The sequence below is a fragment of the Streptomyces sp. NPDC032091 genome (assembly GCF_055580265.1).
The window spans coordinates 18,609-44,066 of sequence record NZ_JBVILR010000038.1 but is presented as its reverse complement, the minus strand read 5'-3'; the positions used below and the strand labels follow the sequence as shown (position 1 = coordinate 44,066).

The 25,458-nt window shown below is 71.1% G+C and carries 24 protein-coding genes, 1 tRNA gene and 1 pseudogene; 16 read left to right on the top strand and 10 right to left on the bottom strand.

Translation table 11 applies throughout. From position 1 onward, the window contains the following. Positions 1 to 63: 63 nt before the first annotated feature. Positions 64 to 2,112 (bottom strand): DHA2 family efflux MFS transporter permease subunit, encoded by a 2,049-nt coding sequence (locus ACZ5NJ_RS36550; RefSeq protein ID WP_468770914.1) that lies wholly within the window; start codon positions 2,110 to 2,112, stop codon positions 64 to 66. A 129-nt stretch (positions 2,113 to 2,241) separates the two neighbouring features. On the opposite strand from ACZ5NJ_RS36550, the gene ACZ5NJ_RS36545 reads away from it, so the two are divergent. Both ACZ5NJ_RS36545 and ACZ5NJ_RS36540 read left to right on the top strand, forming a co-directional pair. Further along, positions 2,242 to 3,399 (top strand): peptidoglycan-binding domain-containing protein, encoded by a 1,158-nt coding sequence (locus tag ACZ5NJ_RS36545; RefSeq protein WP_468770912.1) that lies wholly within the window; start codon positions 2,242 to 2,244, stop codon positions 3,397 to 3,399. A gap of 133 nt (positions 3,400 to 3,532) precedes the next feature. Beyond that, positions 3,533 to 4,216, top strand: a complete 684-nt coding sequence (locus tag ACZ5NJ_RS36540) for an HAD-IA family hydrolase (RefSeq protein ID WP_468770910.1) — start codon at positions 3,533 to 3,535, stop codon at positions 4,214 to 4,216. Positions 4,217 to 4,267: 51 nt separating this feature from the next. On the opposite strand, the gene ACZ5NJ_RS36535 is transcribed toward ACZ5NJ_RS36540, so the two are convergent. Beyond that, complete coding sequence (locus tag ACZ5NJ_RS36535) at positions 4,268 to 4,849, bottom strand: TMEM165/GDT1 family protein (protein WP_468770908.1); 582 nt, start codon at positions 4,847 to 4,849, stop codon at positions 4,268 to 4,270. A gap of 534 nt (positions 4,850 to 5,383) precedes the next feature. Here ACZ5NJ_RS36535 and ACZ5NJ_RS36530 point away from each other — a divergent pair. From ACZ5NJ_RS36530 to ACZ5NJ_RS36515, 4 genes are all read left to right on the top strand, one after another. Next, positions 5,384 to 6,067, top strand: a complete 684-nt coding sequence (locus ACZ5NJ_RS36530) for a GmrSD restriction endonuclease domain-containing protein (RefSeq protein WP_468770906.1) — start codon at positions 5,384 to 5,386, stop codon at positions 6,065 to 6,067. A 112-nt stretch (positions 6,068 to 6,179) separates the two neighbouring features. Continuing rightward, the gene (locus tag ACZ5NJ_RS36525; RefSeq protein WP_468770904.1) at positions 6,180 to 7,841 is read left to right on the top strand and encodes an alkaline phosphatase D family protein; all 1,662 of its coding nucleotides are present in this window, start codon (positions 6,180 to 6,182) and stop codon (positions 7,839 to 7,841) included. 105 nt (positions 7,842 to 7,946) lie between these two features. After that, entirely contained in the window at positions 7,947 to 8,561 is a 615-nt protein-coding gene (locus tag ACZ5NJ_RS36520; protein ID WP_468770903.1) for a DedA family protein, read from the top strand. A gap of 178 nt (positions 8,562 to 8,739) precedes the next feature. Then, positions 8,740 to 9,243, top strand: a complete 504-nt coding sequence (locus tag ACZ5NJ_RS36515; RefSeq protein ID WP_468770901.1) for a hypothetical protein — start codon at positions 8,740 to 8,742, stop codon at positions 9,241 to 9,243. A 3-nt stretch (positions 9,244 to 9,246) separates the two neighbouring features. Here the strand turns inward: ACZ5NJ_RS36515 and ACZ5NJ_RS36510 are convergent, their stop codons facing one another. Both ACZ5NJ_RS36510 and ACZ5NJ_RS36505 read right to left on the bottom strand, forming a co-directional pair. Continuing rightward, positions 9,247 to 9,474 carry a DUF2277 domain-containing protein gene (locus ACZ5NJ_RS36510; protein ID WP_079426589.1) on the bottom strand — a complete coding sequence of 76 codons (228 nt, stop codon included), beginning with the start codon at positions 9,472 to 9,474 and terminating at the stop codon, positions 9,247 to 9,249. A gap of 7 nt (positions 9,475 to 9,481) precedes the next feature. Next, positions 9,482 to 10,123, bottom strand: coding sequence for a TRADD-N-associated membrane domain-containing protein (locus ACZ5NJ_RS36505; RefSeq protein WP_468770899.1), 642 nt, complete (start codon positions 10,121 to 10,123; stop codon positions 9,482 to 9,484). A 117-nt stretch (positions 10,124 to 10,240) separates the two neighbouring features. Between ACZ5NJ_RS36505 and ACZ5NJ_RS36500 the strand changes: the two genes are divergently transcribed. Then, positions 10,241 to 10,315, top strand: a complete 75-nt coding sequence (locus ACZ5NJ_RS36500; RefSeq protein ID WP_099895366.1) for a 50S ribosomal protein bL37 — start codon at positions 10,241 to 10,243, stop codon at positions 10,313 to 10,315. Between the two features lie 60 nt (positions 10,316 to 10,375). On the opposite strand, the gene ACZ5NJ_RS36495 is transcribed toward ACZ5NJ_RS36500, so the two are convergent. Further along, positions 10,376 to 10,822 (bottom strand): hypothetical protein, encoded by a 447-nt coding sequence (locus tag ACZ5NJ_RS36495; RefSeq protein WP_468770898.1) that lies wholly within the window; start codon positions 10,820 to 10,822, stop codon positions 10,376 to 10,378. Between the two features lie 644 nt (positions 10,823 to 11,466). Between ACZ5NJ_RS36495 and ACZ5NJ_RS36490 the strand changes: the two genes are divergently transcribed. From ACZ5NJ_RS36490 to ACZ5NJ_RS36475, 4 genes and pseudogenes are all read left to right on the top strand, one after another. Then, positions 11,467 to 12,660: a DNA cytosine methyltransferase gene (locus ACZ5NJ_RS36490; RefSeq protein WP_468770896.1), complete on the top strand. Its 1,194-nt coding sequence runs from the start codon at positions 11,467 to 11,469 to the stop codon at positions 12,658 to 12,660. A 114-nt stretch (positions 12,661 to 12,774) separates the two neighbouring features. Beyond that, positions 12,775 to 14,292, top strand: coding sequence for an AAA family ATPase (locus ACZ5NJ_RS36485; RefSeq protein ID WP_468770894.1), 1,518 nt, complete (start codon positions 12,775 to 12,777; stop codon positions 14,290 to 14,292). After that, positions 14,253 to 15,506, top strand: a complete 1,254-nt coding sequence (locus tag ACZ5NJ_RS36480) for a hypothetical protein (RefSeq protein ID WP_468770892.1) — start codon at positions 14,253 to 14,255, stop codon at positions 15,504 to 15,506. The genes ACZ5NJ_RS36485 and ACZ5NJ_RS36480 overlap by 40 nt, the downstream gene beginning before the upstream one ends. 41 nt (positions 15,507 to 15,547) lie before the next feature. Further along, positions 15,548 to 15,879 (top strand): annotated as a pseudogene (locus ACZ5NJ_RS36475) (site-specific integrase); the annotation flags it as partial. 213 nt (positions 15,880 to 16,092) lie between these two features. Here the strand turns inward: ACZ5NJ_RS36475 and ACZ5NJ_RS36470 are convergent. Next, positions 16,093 to 17,154: an HNH endonuclease gene (locus tag ACZ5NJ_RS36470; RefSeq protein ID WP_468770890.1), complete on the bottom strand. Its 1,062-nt coding sequence runs from the start codon at positions 17,152 to 17,154 to the stop codon at positions 16,093 to 16,095. A gap of 415 nt (positions 17,155 to 17,569) precedes the next feature. Between ACZ5NJ_RS36470 and ACZ5NJ_RS36465 the strand changes: the two genes are divergently transcribed. Beyond that, positions 17,570 to 17,890 (top strand): hypothetical protein, encoded by a 321-nt coding sequence (locus tag ACZ5NJ_RS36465; RefSeq protein ID WP_468770888.1) that lies wholly within the window; start codon positions 17,570 to 17,572, stop codon positions 17,888 to 17,890. Positions 17,891 to 18,008: 118 nt separating this feature from the next. Next, positions 18,009 to 18,845: a tyrosine-type recombinase/integrase gene (locus ACZ5NJ_RS36460; RefSeq protein WP_468770887.1), complete on the top strand. Its 837-nt coding sequence runs from the start codon at positions 18,009 to 18,011 to the stop codon at positions 18,843 to 18,845. 20 nt (positions 18,846 to 18,865) lie between these two features. On the opposite strand, the gene ACZ5NJ_RS36455 is transcribed toward ACZ5NJ_RS36460, so the two are convergent. Beyond that, positions 18,866 to 18,940: transfer RNA gene (locus ACZ5NJ_RS36455), tRNA-Val, on the bottom strand. A gap of 105 nt (positions 18,941 to 19,045) precedes the next feature. On the opposite strand from ACZ5NJ_RS36455, the gene ACZ5NJ_RS36450 reads away from it, so the two are divergent. The 3 genes from ACZ5NJ_RS36450 (at position 19,046) to ACZ5NJ_RS36440 (ending at position 21,333) form a co-directional block, all read left to right on the top strand. Further along, positions 19,046 to 20,290, top strand: coding sequence for a hypothetical protein (locus tag ACZ5NJ_RS36450; protein WP_468770885.1), 1,245 nt, complete (start codon positions 19,046 to 19,048; stop codon positions 20,288 to 20,290). Between the two features lie 125 nt (positions 20,291 to 20,415). Then, positions 20,416 to 21,120: a DUF4383 domain-containing protein gene (locus ACZ5NJ_RS36445; protein ID WP_468770884.1), complete on the top strand. Its 705-nt coding sequence runs from the start codon at positions 20,416 to 20,418 to the stop codon at positions 21,118 to 21,120. A gap of 9 nt (positions 21,121 to 21,129) precedes the next feature. After that, on the top strand, positions 21,130 to 21,333 hold the full coding sequence (locus ACZ5NJ_RS36440; protein WP_468770882.1) for an FmdB family zinc ribbon protein: 204 nt from the start codon (positions 21,130 to 21,132) through the stop codon (positions 21,331 to 21,333). A 40-nt stretch (positions 21,334 to 21,373) separates the two neighbouring features. Here ACZ5NJ_RS36440 and ACZ5NJ_RS36435 read toward each other — a convergent pair whose 3' ends face one another. The 3 genes from ACZ5NJ_RS36435 to ACZ5NJ_RS36425 are packed head-to-tail and all read right to left on the bottom strand — an operon-like array spanning position 21,374 to position 25,445. Next, positions 21,374 to 22,033: an O-methyltransferase gene (locus tag ACZ5NJ_RS36435; RefSeq protein ID WP_468770880.1), complete on the bottom strand. Its 660-nt coding sequence runs from the start codon at positions 22,031 to 22,033 to the stop codon at positions 21,374 to 21,376. Then, complete coding sequence (locus ACZ5NJ_RS36430) at positions 22,030 to 22,863, bottom strand: HAD family hydrolase (RefSeq protein ID WP_468770878.1); 834 nt, start codon at positions 22,861 to 22,863, stop codon at positions 22,030 to 22,032. Before ACZ5NJ_RS36430 ends, ACZ5NJ_RS36435 begins: the two co-directional genes overlap by 4 nt. Further along, the gene (locus tag ACZ5NJ_RS36425) at positions 22,860 to 25,445 is read right to left on the bottom strand and encodes a phosphoribosyltransferase (protein ID WP_468770876.1); all 2,586 of its coding nucleotides are present in this window, start codon (positions 25,443 to 25,445) and stop codon (positions 22,860 to 22,862) included. The genes ACZ5NJ_RS36430 and ACZ5NJ_RS36425 overlap by 4 nt, the downstream gene beginning before the upstream one ends. Positions 25,446 to 25,458: the final 13 nt, after the last annotated feature.

Here is a 25,458-nt window from a genome sequence, read left to right as displayed (position 1 = left end):
TCCTCCTCGCGCCCGGCCCGCTCCCCCTCGCGCCCGGCCCGCTCCTCCTCGCGCCCCCGCCCGTCAGCGCGCCGCGTGGTCGCGGCGCGGCAGGGCCGCGTACGGCTCCTCCGCGTCGGATCCGCACAGCTCCCGGCTGAGCTCCTCGACCAGCTTGACGAGGTCGGTGGGGCGTTCCGGGCCCCACCAGTCGCCGAGGAGCTCGGCGAGGGATTCCTGCCGGGCCGCGGCCAGGCGGTCCGCGGACTCGCGGCCGCGGTCGGTCAGGACGAGCGAGAGCCCCTCCCGGACGGCGAGCCCGCGCTCCTCGACTTGGCGGGCGGCGTCGGTGACGGCCTTGAGCGGGACGGCGGTGCGTTCGGCGAGCAGGGCCGGATCGACCGAGCCGTACTTCTTGATCCGCAGCAGGATCCAGCTCGCGGCGGGCAGCAGGTCGTAACCCGCCCTGGCGGTGATCTTCTCGTAGACGTGGACGCGGCCCTCACGGGTGCCGAGCACCGACAGGGCGCGCGCCACCTCGTCGTGTGAGGAGCGCTGGACGGGGTTGGAGGCGAGGGTCTCCGTCACATCGGGTGCGGTGACGGAGCCGCGCAGCTTGTCCTCCTTGAGGAACCAGGCGATCACGAACGCGAGCAGGACCAGGGGCACCGCGTAGAGGAAGACGTCGGTGATGGCGCTGGAGTAGGCGTCCAGCACCCGGGGCCGCACGGCGGCCGGGAGGGCGCCGATGGCCCGGGGGTCCGCCTCGATGCGTTCCGCGCTCGCCGCGGGCGGGAGCGGGACGCCGGCGAGAGTGCGGGTGAGCTTCTCGCCGAGCCGGCTGGTGAAGACCGTGCCGAAGATGGCGACGCCGAAGGAGGCGCCGATGGACCGGAAGAAGGTGGCACCGGAGGTGGCGACACCGAGGTCGGCGTAGCTGACGGCGTTCTGCACCACCAGGACGAGCACCTGCATGACCAGGCCGAGGCCGGCGCCGAAGACGAAGAAGTAGGCGCTCATCTCCAGGTCGGAGCTGGTGCGCCGCAACTGGTGCAGGAGGAGCAGTCCGACGGCGGTGACGGCGGTGCCGGCGAGGGGGAAGACCTTCCAGCGCCCGGTGCGGCTGACGATCTGCCCGGAGGCGGTGGAGGCGATCAGCAGGCCGAGCACCATCGGCAGCATGTGGACGCCCGACATGGTCGGGGAGACGCCCCGGACGACCTGGAGGAAGGTCGGCAGGTAGACCATCGCGCCGAACATGGCGAAGCCGACGATGAAGCTGATCACCGAGCAGAGGGTGAAGGTGCGGATCCGGAACAGCTTGAGCGGCAGGACGGGTTCGGCGGCCCGCCGCTCGACGGACAGGAAGGCGACGAGGAGGACGGCGCCGAGGACGGCGAGGCCCACGATCCGGGCCGAGCCCCAGCCCCAGCTGCCGCCGAGGGAGGCGACGAGGACGAGGCAGGTGGCGACGCCGGCGATCAGGACGGTGCCGAGGTAGTCGATGGTGTGCCGGGAGGGACGGGCCGGGATCCGCAGGGCCGCCGCGATGACGACGAGGGCGACGAGACCGATGGGGAGGTTGATGTAGAAGACCCAGCGCCAGGAGAGATGGTCCACGAACAGGCCGCCCAGCAGGGGTCCGAGCACGCTGGTCGCGCCGAAGACGGCACCGAAGAGGCCCTGGTACTTGCCGCGTTCGCGGGGCGGGACGATGTCTCCGACGATCGCCATCGACAGCACCATCAGCCCGCCGCCGCCCAGGCCCTGGAGGGCGCGGAAGCCGATCAGCTGCGGCATGTCCTGGGCGAGGCCGCAGAGCGCGGAGCCGATGAGGAAGATGACGATGGCGTACTGGAACAGCTTCTTGCGCCCGTACTGGTCGCCGAGCTTGCCCCACAGGGGCGTGGCGGCGGTGGACGCCAGCATGTAGGCGGTGACCACCCAGGACAGGTGCTCCATGCCGCCGAGCTCGCTCACGATCGTGGGGAGGGCGGTGGAGACGATGGTCTGGTCGAGTGCGGCGATCAGCAGGCCCAGCAACAGGGCCCCGATCGAGACGAGAACCTCGCGCGAGGCGTGTTCTGCGCCCTGGGCGGGGTTCACTGGCGACGCGGTCACATCCTGAGCCATCGGCTCCTCCTCACGCCTGATCGACACCTCCATCCTGAGCGGTCCGTCCCGTTATGGCCTCTCGGAAGGGTTGGGTGGGGCCGAAGGGGTCTGCATAATCGCTCGCAGTGTCCAGGGGAGGGGTTATCAGTGAGCGCTGAGCGCTGTCCGGAATGCGGCGCCGCGGGCGCCGACTGCGCGTGCGCGCGGGGCGTGGGGTTCAACCCGTTGCGGATCCGCCCGTACATGGGCGTGCCCGACGCCGAGGGGACGGTCGCGGCCCCACCGCCCCAGCCGGTCCTGGGTGCCGTGGCCCAGCCCGGCCCCGCCGCCGGCACCCCCTTCCCGACGCTCCCGCCCGAGGCCGACGGGGCCCCGACGACGGCGATGCCGCCCATACCCCCGCCCCCGCCCACCGGAGCGGCATGGTCCGACGCCCCTGCCGAGGCCCCGACGACCATGCTCCCGCCGGTCCCCGCCGACCCGGCGGCGTGGCCCGGCCAGGGCGAGGACGCCGCGACCACCGTGATCCCACCCGTCCCCGCCGACCCGGCGGCGTGGCCCGTCCAGGGCGACGGCGCGCCGACCACCGTGATGCCGCCCGTGCCGGCGGCGCCCCGGTCCGCCGGGCCGGGGGCTTCCGGGCCGGGGGCGTCCGGGCCGGGGGCGTCCGACGGGACGATGCGGCTGCGGGCCGTGCCCGCGCAGGGGCTCCGGCCGGGGGCCGGGCGGCCGAAGCGGCGGCGCGCGGTCCCGGTGCCGGCCGTGGCGGGCGCCGTGGTGGCGGCCGGGGTGGCGGCGCTGGCGATCGGCCTGTTCACGGGCTCCGGGAAGGACGACACCGCCCTGGCCGACCCCAAACCGTCGGTCCCGGTGACGGGCGGGGCGCCGGCGGGCCCGTCACAGAACCCGTCCGGCCCCGCGGAGAGCCCCTCCGCCCCGGCTTCGCCGTCCCCCTCGGCCGGCGCCTCCCGCTCGGCCTCCGCGTCCGCCTCCCCGAGCCCCTCCCGTACGTCCGCCCCGCCGTCGCCGTCCCCCTCCGCGAGCCCGCCCCGCGCGACCAAGCCCGTCGCCCCGCCCCCGCCGCCGCCCGCCAAGCCGGCCACGCTGCGCTCCGGCGACTCGGGCCCCGAGGTGCTGAAGCTCCAGCGGCTGCTGGCGGACCGGGGGATGTACGACGGCCGGTTCGACGGCCGCTACGGCCGCTCCGTGGAGCGGGCCGTGACGGACTTCCAGATGGAGTACGGGGTCTACGGGGACCCCTGGGGCGTCTACGGTCCGGACACCCGGCGGGCCCTGGAGGGATGACTCACGCCCGGGGCGGTGGCGCACACCGCCCCGGGTTTTGTATCGTGTAGGAACAAAGTGGTTCCGCCCGCACCCCCTGACCGGTGGGCGGAACCGCTTGTTCTCTTCTCCCGCCCCGTCTGGAGCCCCGCCGATGTCGGCCAGCACCGCTTCCGCCCACGTCATCCTCAACGCCAGGGCGCTGCTCCTGGACATGGACGGCACCCTCGTCAACTCCGACGCGGTGGTCGAGCGCTGCTGGCGCGAGTGGGCGCTGTCGCACGGGCTGGACCCGCGGGAGGCCCTGAAGGTGGTCCACGGCCGGCAGGGCTACGCCACCATGGCCCTCCTGCTCCCCGAGCGCCCGATGGAGGTCAACCACGCGGAGAACGCCGAGATGCTGGCCCGCGAGACGGCCGACACCGACGGCGTGGTGCCGGTCGCGGGCGCGCCGGAGTTCATGGCGGCCATCGCCCGTCTGCCGCACGCCCTGGTCACCTCCGCCGACGCCGCCCTGGCCGCGGTCCGCATGGCGGCCGCGGCCCTGCCGATGCCGGACGTGCGCGTCACCGCCGAGTCCGTCGGGGCCAGCAAGCCCGACCCGGAGGGCTTCCTCAAGGGTGCGGCGGAGCTCGGCGTGGACCCGGCCGACTGCGTGGTCTTCGAGGACTCCGGCGCCGGCATCGCGGCGGGCCTGGCGGCCGGCATGCGCGTGATCGGCATAGGCCCGCGCGCCGCCGCCCACGGCCCGACCGTCCACGTCGACGACCTCACCGCGGTGCGCGTCGGCGCCGCCGGGGACGGCTCCGTCCGGCTCACCCTCACGCCGGCGCGATGATCCCCCGCCCCGGCGCGGAGGCCGCGCCGGGGCCCGGGGGCGCGGCACGCGTCAGCCCGTGATCGCCTCGTAGAGGGAGAACCCGGCCAGCGCCGCCATGACGCACGCCGCGACCTTGGTGATGAGCCGCAGCGGCACGTACTTCATGAGGGTGCGCCCGCCCAGGATGCCGATGCCCGCCACCGCCCAGAGCGCCAGCACGGCGCCGAGGCCGACGGAGAGCGGGTTGTCGTACCGCGCCGCCAGGTTGGCGGTCATGATCTGGGTCAGGTCGCCGAACTCGGCCACCAGGATCAGCATGAAGCCGGCGCCGGAGACCTTCCAGAAGGACTGGTCGGCGGGCGGCTTGACCTCTTCCTCCTCGTCGCTCTTCTTCAGGAGCAGCATGGCCGCGCCCGCGAGGAAGAGAAGGCCGACGACGGCCTGGACGAGCCGGTGCGGCAGGAGCGTGAGCACGCTGCCCGCGGCGATGGCGAGCGCGACGTGCACGGCGAAGGCGGCGGCCACGCCCACGAAGACGTACGACGCCCGGTAGCGGGTGCCGAGCATCAGGCCGGCCAGGGCCGTCTTGTCGGGGAGTTCGGCGAGGAAGACGACGCCGAAGGCGATCGCCAGCACGGTGAAGCTGAACACGGGGGAGAAACCTCGATCGGTCGGGCAGGACGCCATCGGAACCGAGAGACCTGGGGAGTATCAGGGGTCGCTTCGGCTCGACGGCGCCCTGGAATACGTCGACACACCGCGCACCGCGCGCATGCGGTATCGGCATGCTGCGCCACGCGCGTCGCGTCACATGGACAGGACACTGCGGCCGAAGGTCTCGCTGGCGGTCCGCTGACGCGGCTCGCCTCCGGGCGCCGGCTGGGGTGACCCAGCAGTATGTCGACGGTCCGGCGAAGAGCTACTCCCCTTCTGCTCCGTCCAGGGTACGCGACCGCGACCGCCGGGGCGGGCGCCCGGAATGCGAGCTTGACCCCACCCTGCCCCGCCCTCGCGGCCGGAATCTCAACTTCCCCTTGAGCGCGGGGCGTTGATCTTCTTGATGTGACGTGCTCATGTCGGCAATCTGTCACCTGGCGCCCATCGCCGCGACATCCGGCGCCGACACCATGGCCGCGCCCCGCCGGGGCCGCACGGCCGTCAACCCCCCGCTCCAGGGAGCCCCTCATGCCCCTCACGCCCTTCCGCACGCCCTCCGTCTACGCGCGTCGCATCCGCCGCGCCGGGCGCGCCGGCGTCCTCGCGTCCGCCGTCGCGCTCGCCGCCCTCACCTCCCTCGTGAACGCCCCGGCCGCCCTGGCCTCCCCGCCCACCCCGATCAGCGCCGCCGAGGCCCGCGCCTACCTGGCCACCGTCACGCCGGCGGCCGAGGGCACCCTCACCGGCTACAGCCGCTCCCAGTTCCCGCACTGGATCACGGTCTCCGGCACCTGCAACACCCGCGAGACGGTCCTCAAGCGCGACGGCGTGAACGTCGTCACCGACTCCTCCTGCGCCGCCGTCAGCGGCAGCTGGTACTCCGAGTACGACGGCGCCACCTGGACCGCCGCCTCGGACGTCGACATCGACCACATGGTCCCGCTCGCCGAGGCCTGGCGTTCGGGCGCCAACACCTGGACCACCGCCAAGCGCCAGCAGTTCGCCAACGACCTCACCCGCCCCCAGCTCATAGCCGTCACGGACAACGTCAACCAGGCCAAGGGCGACCTCGACCCCGGCAAGTGGCTGCCGCCGCGGACCGCCTACCGCTGTACGTACGCCCGTTCGTGGGTGCAGGTGAAGCAGTACTGGGGGCTGAGCATGGACGCCGGGGAGAAGACCGCCCTGGTGAACGTCCTGAACGGCTGCTGACACCCCGCCGCTCCCGGGGATTTTCACCCCCGCCATCCCCCGCGAGGGGGAGGCCGGGCCCCCTCCGCGCCCCGTACCGTGATCGAAAGGGCTGTCGAGGAGGGGGAGTCGGATGGCCGGACTGCGACTGGGACCGCTGCTGCGCTACGTCGACTGGGACACGGGCGGCTCCGCCACGCTATGGGTCGAGGCGGACCGCCCGTGCACGGCGGAGGTCAGGTGCGCCGACGGGTCCGGCGGCAGCGCCCGGACCTTCCAGATCACCGGCCACCACTACGCCCTGATACCCGTCACCGGTCTGACGCCCGGCACGGCCACGGCGTACGAGGTCCTGCTCGACGGCCTCCCCGTCTGGCCCGAGCCGGGTGGCCGCTTCCCGCCCAGCACGATCGCCACCCCGGCCGTGGGGGGCGGGGCCGGCCGTCCGGCGCCCGGCCTGCGCATCACCTTCGGCTCCTGCCGGCAGGCCGCCCCGCCCGCCGGCCGCCGCGGGCCGCACGGCGCCGACGCCCTCGACACCCTCGCGGCGCGGCTGGCCGCCGACCCCGCGCAGCCCCGGCCGGACCTCGTACTGCTGCTCGGCGACCAGGTCTACGCCGACCAGCTGTCGAAGGACACCCGGCGGTGGCTGGCGGCCCGCCGGGACCTGAGCGAGGCCCCGGGCGCCCAGGTCGCGGACTACGAGGAGTACACCCGCCTCTACGACGAGTCCTGGGGCGACCCGGAGATCCGCTGGCTGCTGTCCACCGTCCCCAGCCTGCAGGTGTTCGACGACCACGACGTCATAGACGACTGGAACACCAGCGCCTCCTGGCAGGCCGGGATGCGCGCCACCCCCTGGTGGCCGGAGCGGGTCCTCAGCGGCCTGATGTCGTACTGGGTGTACCAGCACCTGGGCAACCTCTCCCCCGCCGAGCTCGCGGCGGACCCCCTGTACGCGGCCGTACGGGCCACCCCCGACGGCACGGACGCGCTGCGCGCCTTCGCGGCCGCCGCCGACGCCGACCCGGCATCGGTGCGCTGGAGCTACCGGCGGGACTTCGGCCGGACGCGGCTGCTGATGGTCGACACCCGGGCCGCCCGGGTGCTCGCCGAGGACGGCCGCGCCATGCTCGATCCTGCGGAGCAGCGCTGGCTCCGGGAGAACGCCCTGTCCGGGCACGGCGGTTACGACCACCTGCTGATCGGCTCCTCCCTGCCCTGGCTGATGCCTCCGCTGATCCACGACGCGGAAGTGTGGAACGCCGCGCTCTGCCGCGGGGAGCGCGGGGGGCGGTGGGCCCGGATCGGGGAGGACCTGCGGCGGCGCGGCGACCTGGAGCACTGGGCGGCGTTCCCGGCTTCCTTCGCCGCGCTGAGCGACCTGATCGAGGAGGTCGGGACGGGCCCGAAGGCTCCGGCGACCGTCGCCGTCCTGTCCGGGGACGTGCATCACGCGTACGTGGCGGAGCCGCTCATACCCAGTACGGCGCGGGTCTTCCAGCTGACCTGTTCGCCGGTGCACAACTCCATCCACCCGGTGGTGAAATGGGGCTTCCGGCTGGGCTGGTCACGGCTGGGCCGCTGGCTGGGGCGCGGCTTCTCGCGGCACGGCCGGACGGGGCGGCCGCCGCTGAGCTGGCGGCGTACGGGCGGCCCGTGGTTCGGCAACCAGCTGATGACACTGACCCTGGAGGGGCGCGGGGCCAGGCTCCGGCTCGACCAGGCCCGCAGGTCGCGGCCCGGTGCCCGCCTGGTGACGGTCCTGGACCGCGACCTCACCGGAGCGGAGTAGGGCGGGGCTCCGGCGCGGGGGCGCCGGGCGTACGCTGTATGGCTGTCAAGCCGCCCCTGCCGCCTCCCCGCGACCACGCGGCGTTCCGGACTGGGGAGTCCCGCTGTGATCGAGACGATGGGGTCGCTGACCGCGAGCCCGTGGATCTACGTCCTGGTGGCGGTGTCGGTCCTGCTCGACGTGTTCCTGCCCGTGCTGCCGAGCGGGGTGCTGGTGATCAGCGGCGCCGCGGCCGCGGCGGCGGCCGGCGGGACGGCCGCGCGGGTGCCCGACGTGACCCTGCTGCTGGCGGTCGCCGCCTCGGCGTCGGTGCTGGGTGACATGGCGGCCTTCCGGCTGGCCCGGCACAGCGGGCCGCGCCTGGACCGGGCCATCGCCCGCTCCCGCCGCCTGACCCGGGCCCACGAACGCCTCGGCACGGCATTGGCCCGTGGCGGCGGCCTGCTGGTGGTGCTGGCCCGCTTCGCCCCGGCGGGCCGGTCGGTGGTCTCGCTGGGCGCGGGCAAGACGCGGCGCCCGGTGGCGGAGTTCCTGCCGTGGTCCGTCCTGGCGGGCCTGAGCTGGGCGAGCTACAGCGTGGCGCTGGGCTACTTCGGCACCCAGTGGCTGGGCACGGCCTGGCTCGGCACGGCGGTCTCTCTGCTCGCCCTGTTCGCCGCGGGCTCCCTGGCCGCCTTCCTCCTCCGCCGCCCGCCGGCCACACCGGCGGCCACGGCCTGACCCCGGCCGAGGAACCCCCGGAGGATGGGCCGGGTGGACCACCGGGTCACCCGTTCACCCGGCAGCAATCGCGGCCCGCCGCCCCGGCTTCTAGCGTCCAGAACACGGCGCGCCACCGAATCGGCGTCACATCCGTGCCCCGGACGCGCCGTTCCGAGGAGCCCGAGGAGATCCCGCCATGCCCCCCACGCGCATCCGGCATCGTCTGACCGGAGTCGCCGCCGCGACACTGGTCCTCACAGCCGCCGCACCCGCCACGCTCGCCTCCGCCGTACCGGCCGGCGGTGCGACCCCCTCCGCCACCGTCTCCCCCGGCACCGTCGCACCGGGCGGCCGCGTCGGCCTCAACGTCGACGGCTGCAGCACCCGGACCGGCCGGGCGTCCTCCCGGGTCTTCAACGCCGTCTCACTGGCCCCGGGCAACTCCACCGCCAGCAACCTCTTCGGCTCGGCCACCGTCTTCAGCGACGCCACGCCCGGCTCGTACCCCGTCACCTTCGAGTGCGGCGGGCGCCGGGTCACCGTCACCCTCCAGGTCTCCCCCGGCGCCGCCCGCGGCGGCCTCGGCGGCAGCGTCGACTCGATGAGCCGGGCCCAGATCGCTCTCGGCGGCACCCTCGCGGCCGGTGCGCTCGGCGCCGGGATCTGGCTGCTGCGCCGCCGCGCGGCGGAGGCCCGCTGACCCTCACACCGCGGCAGCGGCCCGCCCACGCACCTGCACCCCGTCCAGCAGCAGCCGCGTCGCCTCGGCGACGGCGTCCACGGCGGCGTCGAAGACCTCCTGGTTGTGCGCGGCCGGCGCCCGGAACCCGGACACCTTCCGTACGTACTGGAGCGCGGCCGCGCGGATCTCCTCCTCGGTGGCCTTCTCGGGGATGGCGGGCGGGCGCAGGGTCTTGATCGAGCGGCACATACCTCCACTATGACCCCGCGGGCGGCAGCTGTGCCCCGGAAAGCCGCATGATGATCCCGGCCTGCAGCCGCGCCCGCAGGTCCGGGTCGGAGACGTCCTCCAGCAGGGCGATCGCCTGCCGGGTGCTCTCCGCGGCCCGCCGGTCCTCCCGGAGGGAGGCGGTCTGGGCGGCCATGTGCCGCAGCGCGGCGTCGGCCCTGCGGTGGAACAGCTGCCCGACCAGGGTGACGACCACCCCGACCGAACTGGTCACCACCCCGAGGTACGCCTCCCCGCCGCTCTCGGCCTTCCACACCGCGAGCCCGATCCCCAAGAGCAGCACGGCCGCCCCGACCCCGGCGAACCGCTGGCTGGTGGCGAAGCTGCTGCGCGCCTGCGCCAGCCCGTAGGCGTAGTACTCGACGAGGACCGGCGTGAAGTCGTCGTACCGCTCCCTCTCGGGCTCCCCCCGCCCCCTGGAGGCGTCCACCAGCCGGGGCTCGCCCTCCTCGGGCTCCCGCCGCCCGATCTGCGCGAGCAGCCGCTCCCGCTCGGCGTCCCGCTCCCGCTCGAACCGGTCCCGGCCCGGCCACCAGGCCGCGAGCCCCAGCCCACAGGCCCCCAGCCCGAACGCCCCGACGGCCCCGACCCACTCCCCGACACCGGCCACGCGCCCCACCCCCTGCGCGGGATGGTCCCCGCGCCGCCGCGCGGGAAACCGCCCCGGATCCTAGACTGGCGAACGCCCGGAACATCCGCATGACAGGCGAATCGAGGGAGACGTCCGATGGCCAAGCGAGGGAACAAGAAGCGCGCCCGCAAGAAGAAGAAGGCCAACCACGGAAAGCGCCCCAACGCCTGACCCCGCCCAGCGCACCCCGAAGCCCCCGGCCGCGACCGGCCGGGGGCTCGTGGACGGGGATCACATCCCGGGTATGCCAATCAGGTTCGGCCCGTTGTCGATCAGCTGCCCGTGCGCCTTGGCCCGGGCCCGCTCGGCGGGCGTCACGCACAGCGTGTCCCCGACCCACTTCTCCCGCCACACGTAGCCCGGCTTGCAGGTGGCCGGCCCGTACGCACCCCCACCGGGCTGCCGGTATGGATTCAGCGCATGCACCCGGTCCCGCTCGGCCGGCGTGACGCACAGGGCGTCGCCGTCGTAGCTGTCCCGCCACACGTAGCCGGACGGACAAGGCAGCGCCCCGCCCTTCACGGCCGCCGGGGCCCGCGGCAGCTCCGCCGCCGACGCCGACGCCGGCAGGGACGCGACACCGCCGGCGATGAAGGCGGCCGAGGTGAGGACCATCATGTAGCGGAACATCCGCCGCTTGGCAGGGGTGGGACCCGCCGTGTGGACCTGGTGGGACATGGCTGCTGCTCCTCTCGCTTCCCGTCGCTCCGCCGCGACCGGACCTCCAGTAAGCCCAGCCCCCCCACCCCGGGTCACCCCCCGAAACCCCGTACCTTGACGAACCCCCCACCCCGTGCACCCCCCCGGCACCGGCACGCACGCCACCCCCTCGCAACACGCCAGAGGCCCCCAACCAAGATCGGCTGGAGGCCTCTGCACTGATGAACACGGCCGGTCCCAAACCGCCGACCTCTCCTGTGCAAGCTCGCCCAAACCGCACCCGCCACCCCGTTCAGCCCAGGCCGCAACACCTCTCCGCGACCGCCCGGCACTGCCGGATCCGCCTCCATCGATGTCACCCATGGACGTCAGCGGCAGCCCACCCACCAGCTCACTTCTTCTTCCGAAGCGTCCGCATCTTGGCCTCAGCGTCCTTCTTCTTCCGCTGCGCCACTCCATAACTCGACCAGCCGCCCTGGTGTAACTGACACCGAGAGCTGTTCATGATCGCGGGCTTGGTCACGGACACGAGCACCACCGGCACACTGCTCCGGAAGCCCGTGCGCCTCGCATTTTTCAGCAGGTCAGAGTTGCCTGGACGCGTCTGACGAGAGTGCTCCGTGACGCAGTCGACGTAGGCCCTGTATGACAGGATCTCCACCGTGAGAAGTGAGCAAGTGGTCAGTCACCCGCCCCTCCGGGTGGCGGGTCTCTTCGCTGGCGTGGGTGGTCTTGAGCTGGGCCTCAGTAGGGCCGGGCTGGAGACTGTGCTGCTCTGCGAGGTCTGGTCACCGGCCCAGGCTGTTCTCACCAGGCATTTCCCTGATATTCCCCTTGAGCCTGACGTTCAGCAGCTTGATGCCCTTCCCGGCGATGTGGACGTCGTGACAGCAGGGTTTCCCTGCCAGGATCTCTCCCAAGCCGGTCGTACCGCTGGCATTGGGGGGGAGCAGTCAGGCCTTGTGTCCCATGTCTTCCGCTTGCTCCAGAAGCACCACCCGCGCTGGCTTGTGCTTGAGAACGTGCGGAACATGCTGGTGCTTGACAAGGGCAAGGCGATGCTCCACCTCGTACAAGAGCTCGAAGCTCTCGGGTACGCGTGGGCATACCGGCTCGTCGACTCTCGATTCACGGGAGTGCCGCAGCGGCGTCAGCGTGTTCTCTTCGTCGCCAGTCGTATCGAGGACCCTCGGAGTGTGCTTCTTGCCGAGGACGCAGGTGAGCCCGATGAGAGCGGGCGGGCAGGCGACGCTCATGGTTTCTACTGGACCGAGGGTCTCCGCGGTTTGGGGTGGGCACGCGACGCGGTTCCCACGGTGAAGGGCGGCTCGGGGCTGAGCATCCCGTCACCCCCAGGCATCTGGATACCTGGGAACCCTTCTGGCTACCGGATTGTGACCCCGTCCATCACTGACGCCGAGCGACTTCAGGGGTTCGCCAAGGATTGGACATTGACCGAAGCGACGGCCGACAAAAAAGGCGGGCGTGACCGTTGGAAGTTGGTCGGCAACGCGGTCACAGTCGGCGTTTCGCAGTGGCTGGGTGAGCAGCTTGTGAGCCCGGGGGAATACGACAAGGCCGAAGGCGACAGCTTGCCGGAAGGCGCTCGATGGCCCACTGCGGCATGGGGACACAAGGGCAAAAGGTGGCGCTCCTACGTATCCATGTGGCCGGAGCATCGCGAGTACACACACCTCATGGACCTCGTCGACCGTGAAGGGCTCAGCCCGCTGAGTCACCGCGCGGCCGCCGGCTTCTACTCACGCGCGCAAAAGGCAAATCTGAGGTTCGATGAGACGTTCCTCCTCCACATGAAGGAGCACGTCGAGCTGACCCGGCCAACACGTCTCCTCTAGCGACTTGTCTGCGGCTAGTGGAGCCTCAACGCTGCTTCAACGATAGGTGCTTTGTGCGATGTGAGGTCCTGGGTTCTCCTCCTCTGAACCTCAGATAGCGGTTACCCTCGCCTCGTGTCCGACACCTTGATCGAGATTGACCGCTTGCTGGCCGGCATCAACCACCCAGCTCCCAGCGCTACGAAGTACCGACAGTTGGAGAGTCGACTCTCTGAACTGATCGGTCTTCGACCTGGGAAGATCTACACGGGCTACGTCAGCAAGGCTGGCAACATGGCCGTGCGGATGACGCAGTCGAGTCGCGCGCAGCAAGCGGGTCTGTTGATCGCTCTGATTCCGTACCCACAGGAGTACGAGGCCGGCATCGAGGCAGCACGGAACGTCGTCAGACGTACCGGCCAGCCACTGATGCTCATGGAGCAGCATGAGGGGGCATCCCCTGCGTGGGTGCCCAGGCATCTGCTCATCGGACACCCAGGTCCTGAAGCTGAGCGTTTGACCAACATCCTTCGGTCGACCCTGGGCGGATTGTCGGTCGAAGGAGTTCCTGCGGCCGGAAGCGATGTCTTTGCGACCCTCCCCCTCGACGCGACGGTTGCCCAGACGGCCCCGGCACCACGCCTGGTGCCTGTGCTGAAGATCGACGAGCGAACCCGAAGGATGCTGAAAAACGCTATCGCCTCACATAAGGCGATCATGCTCGTTGGGCCGCCAGGTACTGGCAAGTCCTCCCTGATCTGGGAGGTCATACGAGAGGTGCAGGCCGACCCATCCGCCTACGGCATGGAGGTGCCTCACGAGCTCATGACTGTGACGGCTGACGAAAGTTGGACGGTTCGCGAGCTCATCGGTGGTGACACCATCGACAGTAAGGGATCTATCCACTTCGCGCCGGGCTATGTATTGCAGGCTATTCAGGAAGACAAATGGCTTCTCATCGATGAGGCCAATCGGGCAGACATGGACCGGATTTTCGGCGGCCTTCTCACGTGGCTGACCGGCGACTCGATGGAGTCGGTCACTGTCGGCCGTGCGGCACCGGGAGATCCGACCGAAATTCGTTTGGGATGGGCAGACACACCGGTTTCGTCCCCAATGACTGAAGATGAAGGGATACCTGGAGGGGCGGCGCAGCTCAGAATAATCGAGTACAAGGCTGGCCAAGAGTGGCGCCTCATCGGCACATACAACTCTCTTGACGCCCAACGGGTATTTCGCTTCGGTCTTGCACTCGGGCGTAGGTTTGCACAGATCCCCATCGCTCCACCCGAACCTAGTTTGTTCCGTGAAATTTTCCTTGAACGGGCAAGTGGCCTGCCTCTTTTGAGTGACCAGCTATCCGATCTCGCGGATCGCGTCTCGCGCATATATGAGATTCATTACACATCTCCGGACACCGCGATGGGGCCAGCGCTCTTCCTTTCGCTACCACAGAGTGTAACCATCGGACTCAAGGTCTCCGACGCCACCCTCGGAGCACTACTGGCCGAGGCGTACCTTATCTGTTTCGGGCCGTGGCTTGCACGACTTGATGACCCCACCCTGGATGAACTCGGTGAGAAATTGTCAGAGAAAGATGCGCTCGGGTCGGAATGGAACTGGATCAACCAGCAACTGCAACATATTCGATGATGTCCGATCTGAATTCGGTCTCACATAAGCATGAAATACCCGAAGACGGGCTGGAGGAGGTCCTTCGAGGCTGGAGCAGTAAAGCTCAGCTCTACAATGCCCTGGCTGGCATTGCGGACGACTGGGCCGACGTGAAGTGGTCTTCGCTTGAAATTCAACAGCGTGCCAATCGTGTGCTGTATGCCCAGGTGGTCGCGCTGCTCAAGGGGTGGCCCAGGAAGGCCACCGACTGGACCGATGCTCTACCGGCAAGTAGCAGAAGGACCCGCAGGGTATCTCCTAGTCCGGACCCGGGCACTGATTGGGTCGCTTCGGCAGTCCGCCGAGGCTGGCCAGCAGACGGATTCGTCGTGAACGAGCGGGCAAGAGTTGCAGATCAAGTGATGGCGACATCTCTCAGCTGGACCATTGATCAGATCGCGAAGATCCGCAAAGATGCTCTGCAGCTGGAGAGGGAGTCCCTGAAAGGCGCGGCGAAGGAGGAACTATCCACGCTGTTCGCCGTGAGAAAGCAGCCCCCTCTCGAAGCCTCGACTGGTATCCGTCCGACCCGGCAAGACATCATCGCTTTGCGGAGGTCAGGCGCACCTTGGACTCACCTTGCGGATGTCGCGGAACTCCTTGCCGACGCCGACAAGCCAGACCTGCTGGAGTTTGCCAGGCGACACCTATTGCCTGACGATGATGTTCGATGGCGATTGTTTCATCTGGGTGCCCTCGGAGTCCTACTCAAAAGCCTTCGCGATGCGGGATGGAAACTAGCTAGTCTGCGCCCGCTGTCCGGGAGCAAAAGAGGCGGGCCAAATTACGTCACGGTATCGCCGGACGGGCAAACCTGGGACATTTGGTTCGAAGCGAGTAGGATATGGGATCACTATGGCGTGCCGTCTCCTTACATCGACCTGATGGAAGGGGTATTTGCGAGTTCCGCAGACCCGGTAGGTGCCGACGTCGCCATAATCCAGAAAGGCGTCTCTGCGTACCTTTTTGAATGCAAGTACGGCGGAGCTGGAGAAGTCCGACGCAAGGGATATCATCAGGTTACAACCTACGTGGCCGAGGCGCTGGAAAAGCTCGTCCCCAAAGCTCAAGGTGTCGTAGTGGGACCTGACGACGTTGTACTTAAAGCAGCTGAAGTCGTGCTTGACGGCTCGCCCATACGGGTCGTTGGTCCCAGGCATCTCCGCGGCTTCCTGCCTGGGTCTTCGAGCTGAAGCTCTGGGACCTCGACCAGACCTCGCCGTGCGCTCGGTTCGGGCTCAGCTGGTCGGACATCGACCTCAGCCGCCGGACCTCACTGTGCGGAACCAGATCCAGCGCGTTCAGAAGGAGCCGTACTCCGACTCCGCCAAGAACCGGTGGACGCGGGTGATCCCGCTCCCTCGGGTCCGCCTGCACGACGCCCGGCACGGCTGCGCCACGTTGCTGTTCGCCGCCGGAGTGCCCCCGCGGGTGGTGATGGAGATCCTGGGGCACTCGCAGATCGCCGTCACGATGAACATCTACACTCACGTGACGGAGGAGACCCGACGGGAGGCGATCGGGCACATGGACCGGCTGCTGCGGCGTAGGCCCACGACGGGCTGACTGCCGTCAAGAACTACCGTCAGAGGCCCCCAACCAAGATCGGTTGGAGGCCTCTGCACTGGTGGGCGCGGACGGTTTCGAACCGCCGACATCTGCTCTGTAAGCCCGCCCTACGGCGGCTGAGTACCCCGATGGCCCTGGCGATGACTGTCGTTCACGGTCCTCCGGGACTGCCTCTATGTGCCGCCGTTGATGTCAGCAGTGGATGTCAGATCACGGGTTCGGCATCTGCTCGTCAGCCGCCCTGCGTGGCCGTGCAATGGCTTCCGCGGCACGCCTGTCAGCTGCATGCTTTCGCTCGATGGAGGCCCGCAGCTCCTCAGGTGTCGGCCATGGCGCACGCCGATGGATCACGCGGTGACAGTTGGCACATATGAGGGCGAGATCGCTGAGCTTGGTCCGCCCCTGGCCCGCTTCGTGCAACGGCACAACGTGATGGCACTCGATGTACCCAGCACCGCGGTCGCCGTAGACCTGCTCGAAGTCGAACCCACACGCCTCACACGCCAGCCGCCCACCGCGCTGAGTCACAGAAGCGATCTTCTTCTTCCGCAGGCTCTTGTTCCGCTCGCGGGCCTGGTGCCGGCGCATGAGGAGCCGTCCCTCAGGAGCGCTGTAGTCGTCGAACTCCTCGTCCTCGGTCGGCGCAAGGCTCTGCAACTCGCCGGTCAAGATGCCCTGCCGAATGAGTCGAGCGGCCTCGGTCATCTCGTCGGGCCGGGCAAGGAACTCCATCAGCACCGCCACGTCGAGGGCGCCGCCGTTGGTGGGCTTGCCCTGGTACTCCGGGTGTCGCGTGGCGATGTCGAACGTCTTGCGTGCCACTCCGTTCGGGTTGCGGAACTTCTCGTTGCGCTCCGCCTCGGCGTGGATGGGAAGCAGCTGGAGCAGGCCGGACAGCTCGACCACCCTGGCGTCCTGAGCATCCAGCCCCTTCCAGCCGTTCTCCCTCACGAGCTGACAGGCAAGGATGATCTCATCCCGGGCCCAATCAGGATTCTTGACGGCCTTGACCTGGAAGCCTGCCCGCGTCAGCCACGCCACGGCGTGCTCCTTGCCTCCGCTGAACTCATCAGGTCTGAGAGCTCGCCCCTGATCCCACTGGTGCGCCACGCCGGCTATGGCTTTGGAGTCGTACTCCCGCCCCTCGTGCACCACAACGTACGAGCGAGCCTCGCCGAAGCCGTACTTCGCTAGGAACTCAGCCTGTCCCAACTCGTCGTACTCCGCGATGGCCTTGAGCACGGATCCCTGTGTGATCGCTCCTCTGTGCATGGCGGCAGCGTACGGCCCACCACTGACGGCCACCTGCCACCCGACGCAACCGATGCCGGACGCTGTGCGCCTCGTCATGCGCCGTATGCCCTCTAGCGCGGCTCGCACCCAGCCTGCACGGTTTCGTTGCTGCTCGGCACTCAGGTGCCACAAGGGGGAAGGGCGGTAGGTCATGGCAACCGTGCCAGGGTGGGCCGAGAAGACCTTCGGCGACGCTGCAGGGCCCTTGGGCGACCTGATCCCCGCCAGCTTGGTTCGAGCCCATGCCCGAGCCCGTAACGGCCACGAAGGAGTACAGACCCAGACCCTGGAGGCATACGAACACGGCTTGTACGCCGCGCAGTACGAGGAACTGCAAGTAGGCCTCGCCTCACTCCCCGCGGCCACTCCTGTGCGCTTACAGGGACGAACGCTCATGATCCTTAGTGACCATGTGGTCTATCCGCTCCGCTACGCGAAGAAAGACGTCCCCGTCACGGCGACACGACTGCGACGCGCCACGGGCTTCCGAGCCGCCCTGATACGCCGGCACGGCCCCGAGCCCATGCAACAAGCCTTCGACTTGGGCCTCGACGAGTCGGAGGAGCAAGAGCCCCATCCCGACCTCGCCCTGCTGTCAGAAGACGTCAAGCTCGTGCTCGTCGCCTACGCCTGCTCCATGACTCAGGGCGTCATGCGCATCGAGTGGGGCCTCGTAGCCGACCTGTCACCGTTGGTCGCCACCGGTTGTCCTTGAGCCCCCCGCACGGCCCACCGACGCCCCAGCCCGCACACCATGGCGGGAGATAGCCCAGACCTGCGGCCTACCGACCCGCCCCGCTGGGGGTGGGCTGACACACCCCCAGCGGGTATACATGTGCCAGCAGCACGTCAAGCCGCGCCGCAAGAAGACCACCGCGGCCAAGTACGAGGTGCACATCCGGCTTTACCTCGTCCCGATGATCGGCTCGAAGCGGCTGGAATCCCTCAGCGTCGCCGACGTCCGCCGCTTCCTCGTCCAGCTGGAGAAGAAAACCAGCGCCGCCACGGCCAAGGAGTCGCACCGCGTGCTGCGTACCGCCCTCACCGCGGCCTGCCGTGAGGAGCTGGTGAGCCGGAACGTCGCGACGCTCGTCGAGCCGCCCACCGTCGCCGCCCGGGAGCTCTCCCCCCCTGGTCGCTCGACGAGACGCTCGACTTCCTCGCCGCCGCCCGGAAGGACCCGGTCAGAACTCAACGACAGCGCGTCGCCGGGGAGGTGTACGAGGACGACCCCAAGGGCCCCGGTGCAAGCAGACGCTCTCGCTCCCCGGATCTGCGTCGCTCCCCTGCGGTGGCAGCGTCTCAAGCAGGCTGCTGCCCGCGAGCGCGCCGGAGACAACTGGACCGACACCGGGTACGTCTTCACCACCCGCAACGGGCAGCCCATCGAGCCGCGGAACCTCTACCGCTCGTTCACCCGCGTCGCGAAGAACGCCGATCTCCGCGTCGTCCGGCTCCACGACGCCCGGCATGGTACGGCGACGCTGCTCACCGCCGCCGGCGTCCCGCCGCGCGTCGTGATGGAGATCCTCGGCCACAGCCAGATCGTCGTCCAGGACACGCAGCGCGAAGCCGTGAGTCACATGGATTGGCTGCTCAGAAGCCGTCCCGGTCGTGACCGACCGTCCCCGTTGATGTCAGATGTGGATGCAAAAGACCCCCCGCCATGATCGGCGAGGGGTCTTCGTGCTGGTGGGCGCGGACGGTTTCGAACCGCCGACATCTGCTTTGTAAGAGCAGCGCTCTACCCCTGAGCTACGCACCCGTGGACGAGTGGACAGCCTACATGCAGGGCCGACCCCCCACGCAAACCCGATCCCGTGGGGGAGAATGGACCCGGGCTTGGCGGACGGGGTACGGGAGAGGGACTGTGACGACGGCATCCCGGCGGTGGTTCGGTGGGCGGGACGAGAGTCGGCGGGCGGACGCGCAGGCGGCGAAGGATGCCGCCGCGGCCGCGTTCTACGAGCTGGACACCGCCCAGCGGGACCTGCGGATCTCGATGGAGACCATCGCCGCCGCCGACGGTTCTCCCGCCGCGCGGCAGGCCGCCGATGGGTTCGCCGCGCTCGGGCGGCGCATCGACGAGGTCAGCCACACCTACATCGAGGCCGTCGACGCGCACGACCTGGACCGGGTCGACCTGGAGGGCTCCGTCGCCGCGCAGGCCCGGCAGCAGCTGACCCGGGCGCGGGACGAGCTCGTACGGGTCAAGGAGGAGCTGGAGCGGTTCGCGCAGGGGCTGCGGCCGCTGCTGGACAAGGCGGAGACGCAGCTGGCCCGGGTCGCGCCGGCCCGCGAGCGGGCGAAGGCGGCGCTGCTGGGCGCGAGCGACGCGCTGGACGCCGTACGGGCCAAGGGGATGCGGGCCGACGACCTGGCGGCGCGGCTCGCCGCGCTGGGTCCCGAGCTGACGAAGCTGAACCAGGGCGCGGCGCAGCACGGGGTGCAGGAGACCGTGCAGCGGGCCGACCGGATCCTGCGGGACGCCGAGGCGATACGGGCCGAGGCGCAGCGGCTGCCGGAGCGTGCGGCGGAGATCGACCACCGGCTGGTGAGCCTGCGGACCCGGGCGCAGGCGCTGCGCAACCGGGCGGACCGGGTGGATCCGGTGCTCAGCGAGCTGCGCCGCCGGTTCAGCGCGGCCTGTTGGCAGGACCTCCAGCACGTTCCCGACCAGGCCGTACGGGATGTCGCGCAGGCCGAGGAGCGGTTGGCGGAGGCGGGCCGGGCGCGGGACGAGCAGCGCTGGGCCGACGTGACGGCGCTGGTCGAGGCGGTGCGGACGGGCCTGGACGCCACCGACGAGGCGGTGTCGGCGGCGCAGGACCGGCTGTCGCGGCTGGAGGCGGTGGCGCGGGACCCGCAGGCGGAGGTGCAGCGCACCCGGTTCGCGATCCGGGACGCGCAGCGGCTGGCGATGGAGGGCCGCAGCGTGCCCGATCCGCGGCACGCCCGGCCGCTGGACGAATCGGTGGCCCGGATGGAACGGGCGCTCGGCGGCCTGGAGGGGCGCCACCCCGACTACTGGCACTTCCTCCAGGAGATGGAGGAGGTCCGGGCGGCGGTGGGCCGGGTCGTCGCGGACATGCGGGGCCGCCGCGTCGGCGGGTAAGACCCGCCCGGCTCCGGACGTCGGATCTGGGTGGATCCCGACGCCCCCGCTCGCCCCCGGAGTTGTCCGGATCCGGGTGGCGGCGGATGCTGGAGGGTGCCGGGAACGGAATCGAGGAGGGCGCCATGGCTGCCCACGCTTTCCACAGGCCGCGCGAGCGCCACGCACCCCCCGCGCGCCCGGAGACGTACGTGCCGCACGCGGCCTACGGGTGCACCGAACCGCACGAGCACTACGCGCCCTACGTCCCCCACGAGCCCTACGGACCGCCCCCCGAACGGCAGGGCCCCCGGCTGGCGGAGCGGCTGCTGCACCCCGTCAACGCACGGCTCGACGAGCACCTGCCCAGCGACCACAAGCTCAGCAAGGTCTACCGGGTCGGCGCCGGACTGACGGGCCTGCTGCTGATCGTCTTCGGGGTACTGGGGCTGGTCCACCGGATCGGGTTCTTCGACACCGGCGGCGACACCGTCCTGGCGCTGAACACCAACGGCGCGCTGAGCGTGCTGTCGATCTGCTTCGGCCTCCTGCTCGTCGCCGGGATGGTGATCGGCGGGACCTTCGCCTCCACCCTCAACATCGTGCTGGGGCTGCTCTTCATCGCCAGCGGGTTCGTGAACCTGGCCCTGCTGGACACGGGACTGAACTTCCTGGCCTTCAGGATCCAGAACGTGCTGTTCAGCTTCGTCGTCGGCGTGATGCTGATGTGGTTCGGGATGTACGGCAGGGTGGGCAGCGCCCTCCCCCACGACAACCCGTACTGGCGCGCCCGCCACCCCGAGCAGGCCGCCCGGGAGGAACGCGCCCGGGGCAGGGCGGCGGCCCGTTAGCCTGTGCGCATGCCCCGTTACGAATACCGCTGCCGGACCTGCGACGACACCTTCGAGGTGAGCCGTCCCATGGCCGAGTCCTCCGCGCCCGCCGACTGCCCCGCCGGGCACGGCGACACCGTCAAGCTGCTGTCCGCCGTCGCCGTCGGCGGGACCGGCAGTGCCCCCGCTCCGTCCGGCGGGGGCTGCTGCGGCGGAGGCGGCTGCTGCTGAGCCTCCGGGGAACCCCCTGGCGCCACCGCCACCGCCACCGCTACCGCTTGCGTGACAGGGTGAGGCCGTCGGAGACGGCCAGGAGGACGGAGTCCATGCGGGTGTCCGCCCTGACGTGGTCGTTGAACGCGCGGACGGCCGCGCCCCTGCTGTCGGGGGACTCGTCCAGCACCGTCCCGTGGAAGAGGGTGTTGTCCGTGACGATCAGGCCGCCCGGGCGCAGCCTCGGGACCAGTTCCTCCCAGTAGAGGATCTGGTTCTCCTTGTCCGCGTCGACGTAGGCGAGGTCGATGTGCGGCTCCGCCGGCAGGGCGCGCAGGGTGTCCAGGGCGGGGGCGATGCGCAGGTCGATGCGGTCCGCGACGCCCGCCGCCTCCCACGCCGCGCGGCCGTACGCGGTCCACTCCTCCGACACGTCGCAGGCGATGAGGCGGCCGTCGGCCGGCAGGGCCTGGGCCATCGACAGGGCGGAGAAGCCGGTGAAGGTGCCGACCTCCACGACGTGCCTGGCGCCCGTCAGCCGGACCAGGAAGGCCAGCAGCGGGCCCTGCTCCTCCGCCGACTGCATGCCGGCGGATTCGGGGAACTTCTCCCAGGTGGTGGCGACCAGCCCCCGCTGGAACTCGTCCAGCGGGGGGTTCTGCGCGAGGACGTAGCGGTAGAGCTCGTCCGTGATCTTGGTGCTGTTGCCCTTGGTCATGCGGTCAGTGTCGCAACCGCCCGCCCGAAGGAACGGACGATCTCCTCACCCGCGAGTACGCCGGCCTCGTGCAGGGCGGTCACCGTCGGTGCGGTCCAGCCGGCGTCGGCCAGTTCGCCGTGGCCCGGGCGCCAGGCCCGGTCGGCCGCCAGCAGCAGGTCGGCGTCGAGGAGCGAGTCGCCCGCGGCGAGGGTGGTGGCGGCGCCGGTGCGGCGGGCGACCTCGCGCATCGCGGCGCTCTTGGTCAGGGGGCGCGGGACGGCGTAGATCTTGCGGCCCTGGAGGGACACGGTCCAGCCCCGCTCCTCCGCCCAGCGGGTGAGCGCCTTGAGCCACTCGTCGGGCACCAGGGCCCGCTCGACGACCAGGTAGGCGAAGAGGTCCTCGGCGATCCGCGCCTTGCGCAGCCACCGCGGGTCGGACACGGCGAGCAGGTGCCCCTGGACCTCCTCCAGCGGGGCGCACTCCTGCGCGAGCCGCCGGGCCACCGCGCGCCGCCAGTCCCGGTCGGGCTCCCCGTCGACGAGCAGCTGGCCGCCGTTGGCGCAGATCGCGTACGGGGCCGGGGGGCCGGGGAAGCGGATCCGCTGGTACTGCTTGCGCGTACGGGTGGTGGTGGGGACGAAGACCACCGCCGGGTCGGCGGCCAGGGCGGCCAGCAGCGCCGCCGCCGTCTCCGTCATGAAGGAGAGCGGCTTGCCCTCGTGCACCTCGACGCACAGCAGCCGGGGGGCCTGCGGGTCGGGCATGGTCAGGCCGAGGGCGGCCGGGGAGTAGATGAGCGTACGGTCGAGGTCACTGGCGACGAGGACGGTTCCGTGACGGGTCACTGGGCGGCCACTGCCTTTCCGTCGGCGCCGGTGGCGCCGCGTGTGAAGCGGGGGTGGATGAGTCCTACACAGGTGTACGGGAGGCCGTCGACCTCCTCGACGGGTACGCCGCGCTGCCCCGCGAGCAGGCGTACGTGGTCCAGGTCGGAGCCGGCGCCGCGCTGGGCCAGGATCTTCCACGGTACGCGGCGCAGCAGCACGCGGGTGGTCTCGCCGACGCCCGGCTTGACCAGGTTGACGTCGTGGATGCCGTACTCCTCGCTGATCCGCTCGACCGCCGCCCAGCCGACCCAGGTGGGGGTGCGGTCGGCGGCGAGGAGCTCCTTGACCTCGGCGGCCACGGCGTCGGCGACCTCGTCGAAGCGGGCGGCCACGGCGTCCACGAAGGCGGTGGAGACGTCGGCCCCGGCCAGCTCGCGGTAGAACTTCGCGCCGTGGAAGTCGTCCGGGCCGACCAGGTCGGACCGCAGGACGGTGCGCGAGACGAGGCCGGAGACGGTCGAGTTCAGGCAGGCGGAGGGGATCAGGAAGTCCTCGCGGGTGCCGTACGTCTCGACGCAGGCGCCGGGGTCGGCGAGGACGACGATCTCCGGGTTGAAGCCGGGGAAGGCGGACAGGGCCTCGCGCAGCTCGCGGGTGATGGCGCCCTTGCCGGTCCAGCCGTCGACGAACACGACGTCGGCCGGGTCGTGGTGGGCGGCGAGCCAGCGCAGGGCGTTGGCGTCGATGCCGCGGCCCCGCACGATGGAGACGGCGTAGTGCGGCAGGTCCAGGCCGTGCCGGGCGGCGGCCCAGCGGCGCATCAGCACGCCGACGGGGGTGCCGGCGCGGGCCAGGGAGACCAGCACCGGGGAGGGGGACCGTTCGGCGAGGACGGTCTCGGTGACGGTGCCGACGGCGCGGGCGACGCGGGCGGCGGAGGCGGCCAGGGCGTCCTGGTACAGCTCCTGGTAGTCCGCGGAGGGCTGGTACTCGACGGGCAGGGACTCGGCGTAGTGCGCGCCGCCGGCCTGGATGGCCTCCTCGCGCTCCTCGGTCGGGGCCTCCAGCGCGACGGCGGAGAGGTCCTGGAGCAGCCAGCCGACGTCCTCCGGGGCGTACGAGGAGAAGGCCGGCCCGCGCAGGGGCTCCGCCGGGCGCGGCTCGGACATGGTCGGCTCCTGCCGGTGGGGGGTGCCGGGGGCGCCCGGCGTGTACGACGGGACGACGGCCAGTACGACGCGGCCGGTGTGCGGGGCCAGGGCGGCGAGCAGCCCGGAGTGCAGTGCGGGGGTGTCCCCGGCGGAGTCCACGACGGCGACGACGGCGTCGAAGCCGGCGCCGGCGACGTTGTAGGCGTAGCGGTCGCCGGGGCCGTCGGCCGGGGCGTCGTGGGCGGGGAAGACGAGGCGGGTGCGGATGGCGTAGCCGGGATCGTCGACGGCGAGGACGGGCGAGCGGGTGGTCGAGGAGAACCGCACCTCGGCGGCGGCCCCGCGCTCCTCCAGGGCCTCGGCGAGGCGCAGCGGTACGTACATCAGCTCCTCGTTGCCGAGGACGAGGACCCTCCCGGGCCGCTCGCCCAGCGCGGCCGCCACCTGCCGGGCGAGGGCGGGCAGGGCCTCGTCCAGTGCTGCACGGTGGCCGGGGGTGAACCCGTGCCGGCCCCCGTCGGGCACCCCGGCGGGCCACTGCAGGGAAACCCGGACGTACGGGGCCCCGCCGGGGTCACGCGCGGGGACCGACGGCCCGGCCGGTCCGGCGGGGCCGCCCCCTCCGGCAGCGGCCGAAGGCCCGGCGGCGCCGGTCGTCGGGCCGACGGCCCGCCCGGACGGGAGCGAGGGCTCGTACCGCTCCACCAGGGCCTGCCCCTTGGCCAGGACGTCCTCCGGAAGGGAGACCGTGCCCGAGGCCAGGGCGAGCAGGTCCACGCGGGCGCCCAGCTCGGCGGCGAAGGCCGTGAGCCGGTCCCGGTCGGCGGCCGAGCGCATGTCGACCAGGGCGACGACCACGTAGTGGCCGCGCGGGTGGCGGGCGTGCAGGTCGCGGATGGTGTTCAGGACGGTGTTGCCGGTGGAGAACTCGTCGTCGACCAGGACCAGCGGCCCGTCCCCGGCGAGCAGCGCCGGGTCCTCGGGCAGCAGCAGGTGCGAGGTGGCGTGCGAGTGCGCCTCCTCGAACCCGCCCGCGGGCCGCACGCCCGGCACCGGCCGGCGCGTGGAGTGCAGGTACGGCGCCGCTCCCAGCCCGTCGGCGACGCAGTGGCCGAGCCCGGTGGCGGTCTCGGCGTAGCCGAGGACCACGGCGGAGGCCGCCCGGTCGCCGAGCAGCTCCCGGACCCGCTCGCCCAGCCCGTACCCGGCGGCGTACACCGTCGCGGGCGACTGCGGGACGTGCTTGCCCAGCACCTGCGAGACCAACAGGTGGGCGCGCTTGGGGTTGCGCCGCAGGGCCAGCCCGAGCAGCTGCGTCAGCCGCTCCCCGCCGCCGGACCCCTCCGAGCCGCCCTCCGACGCGCCCTGCGGGCCGTCCTCCAGGCGTACGCCCAGCCGCTGTGCGACCCAGGTCCCGGGCCACACCGTGTCCGTCGTCTCGCCGTCCATCGCCGTCCTCGTC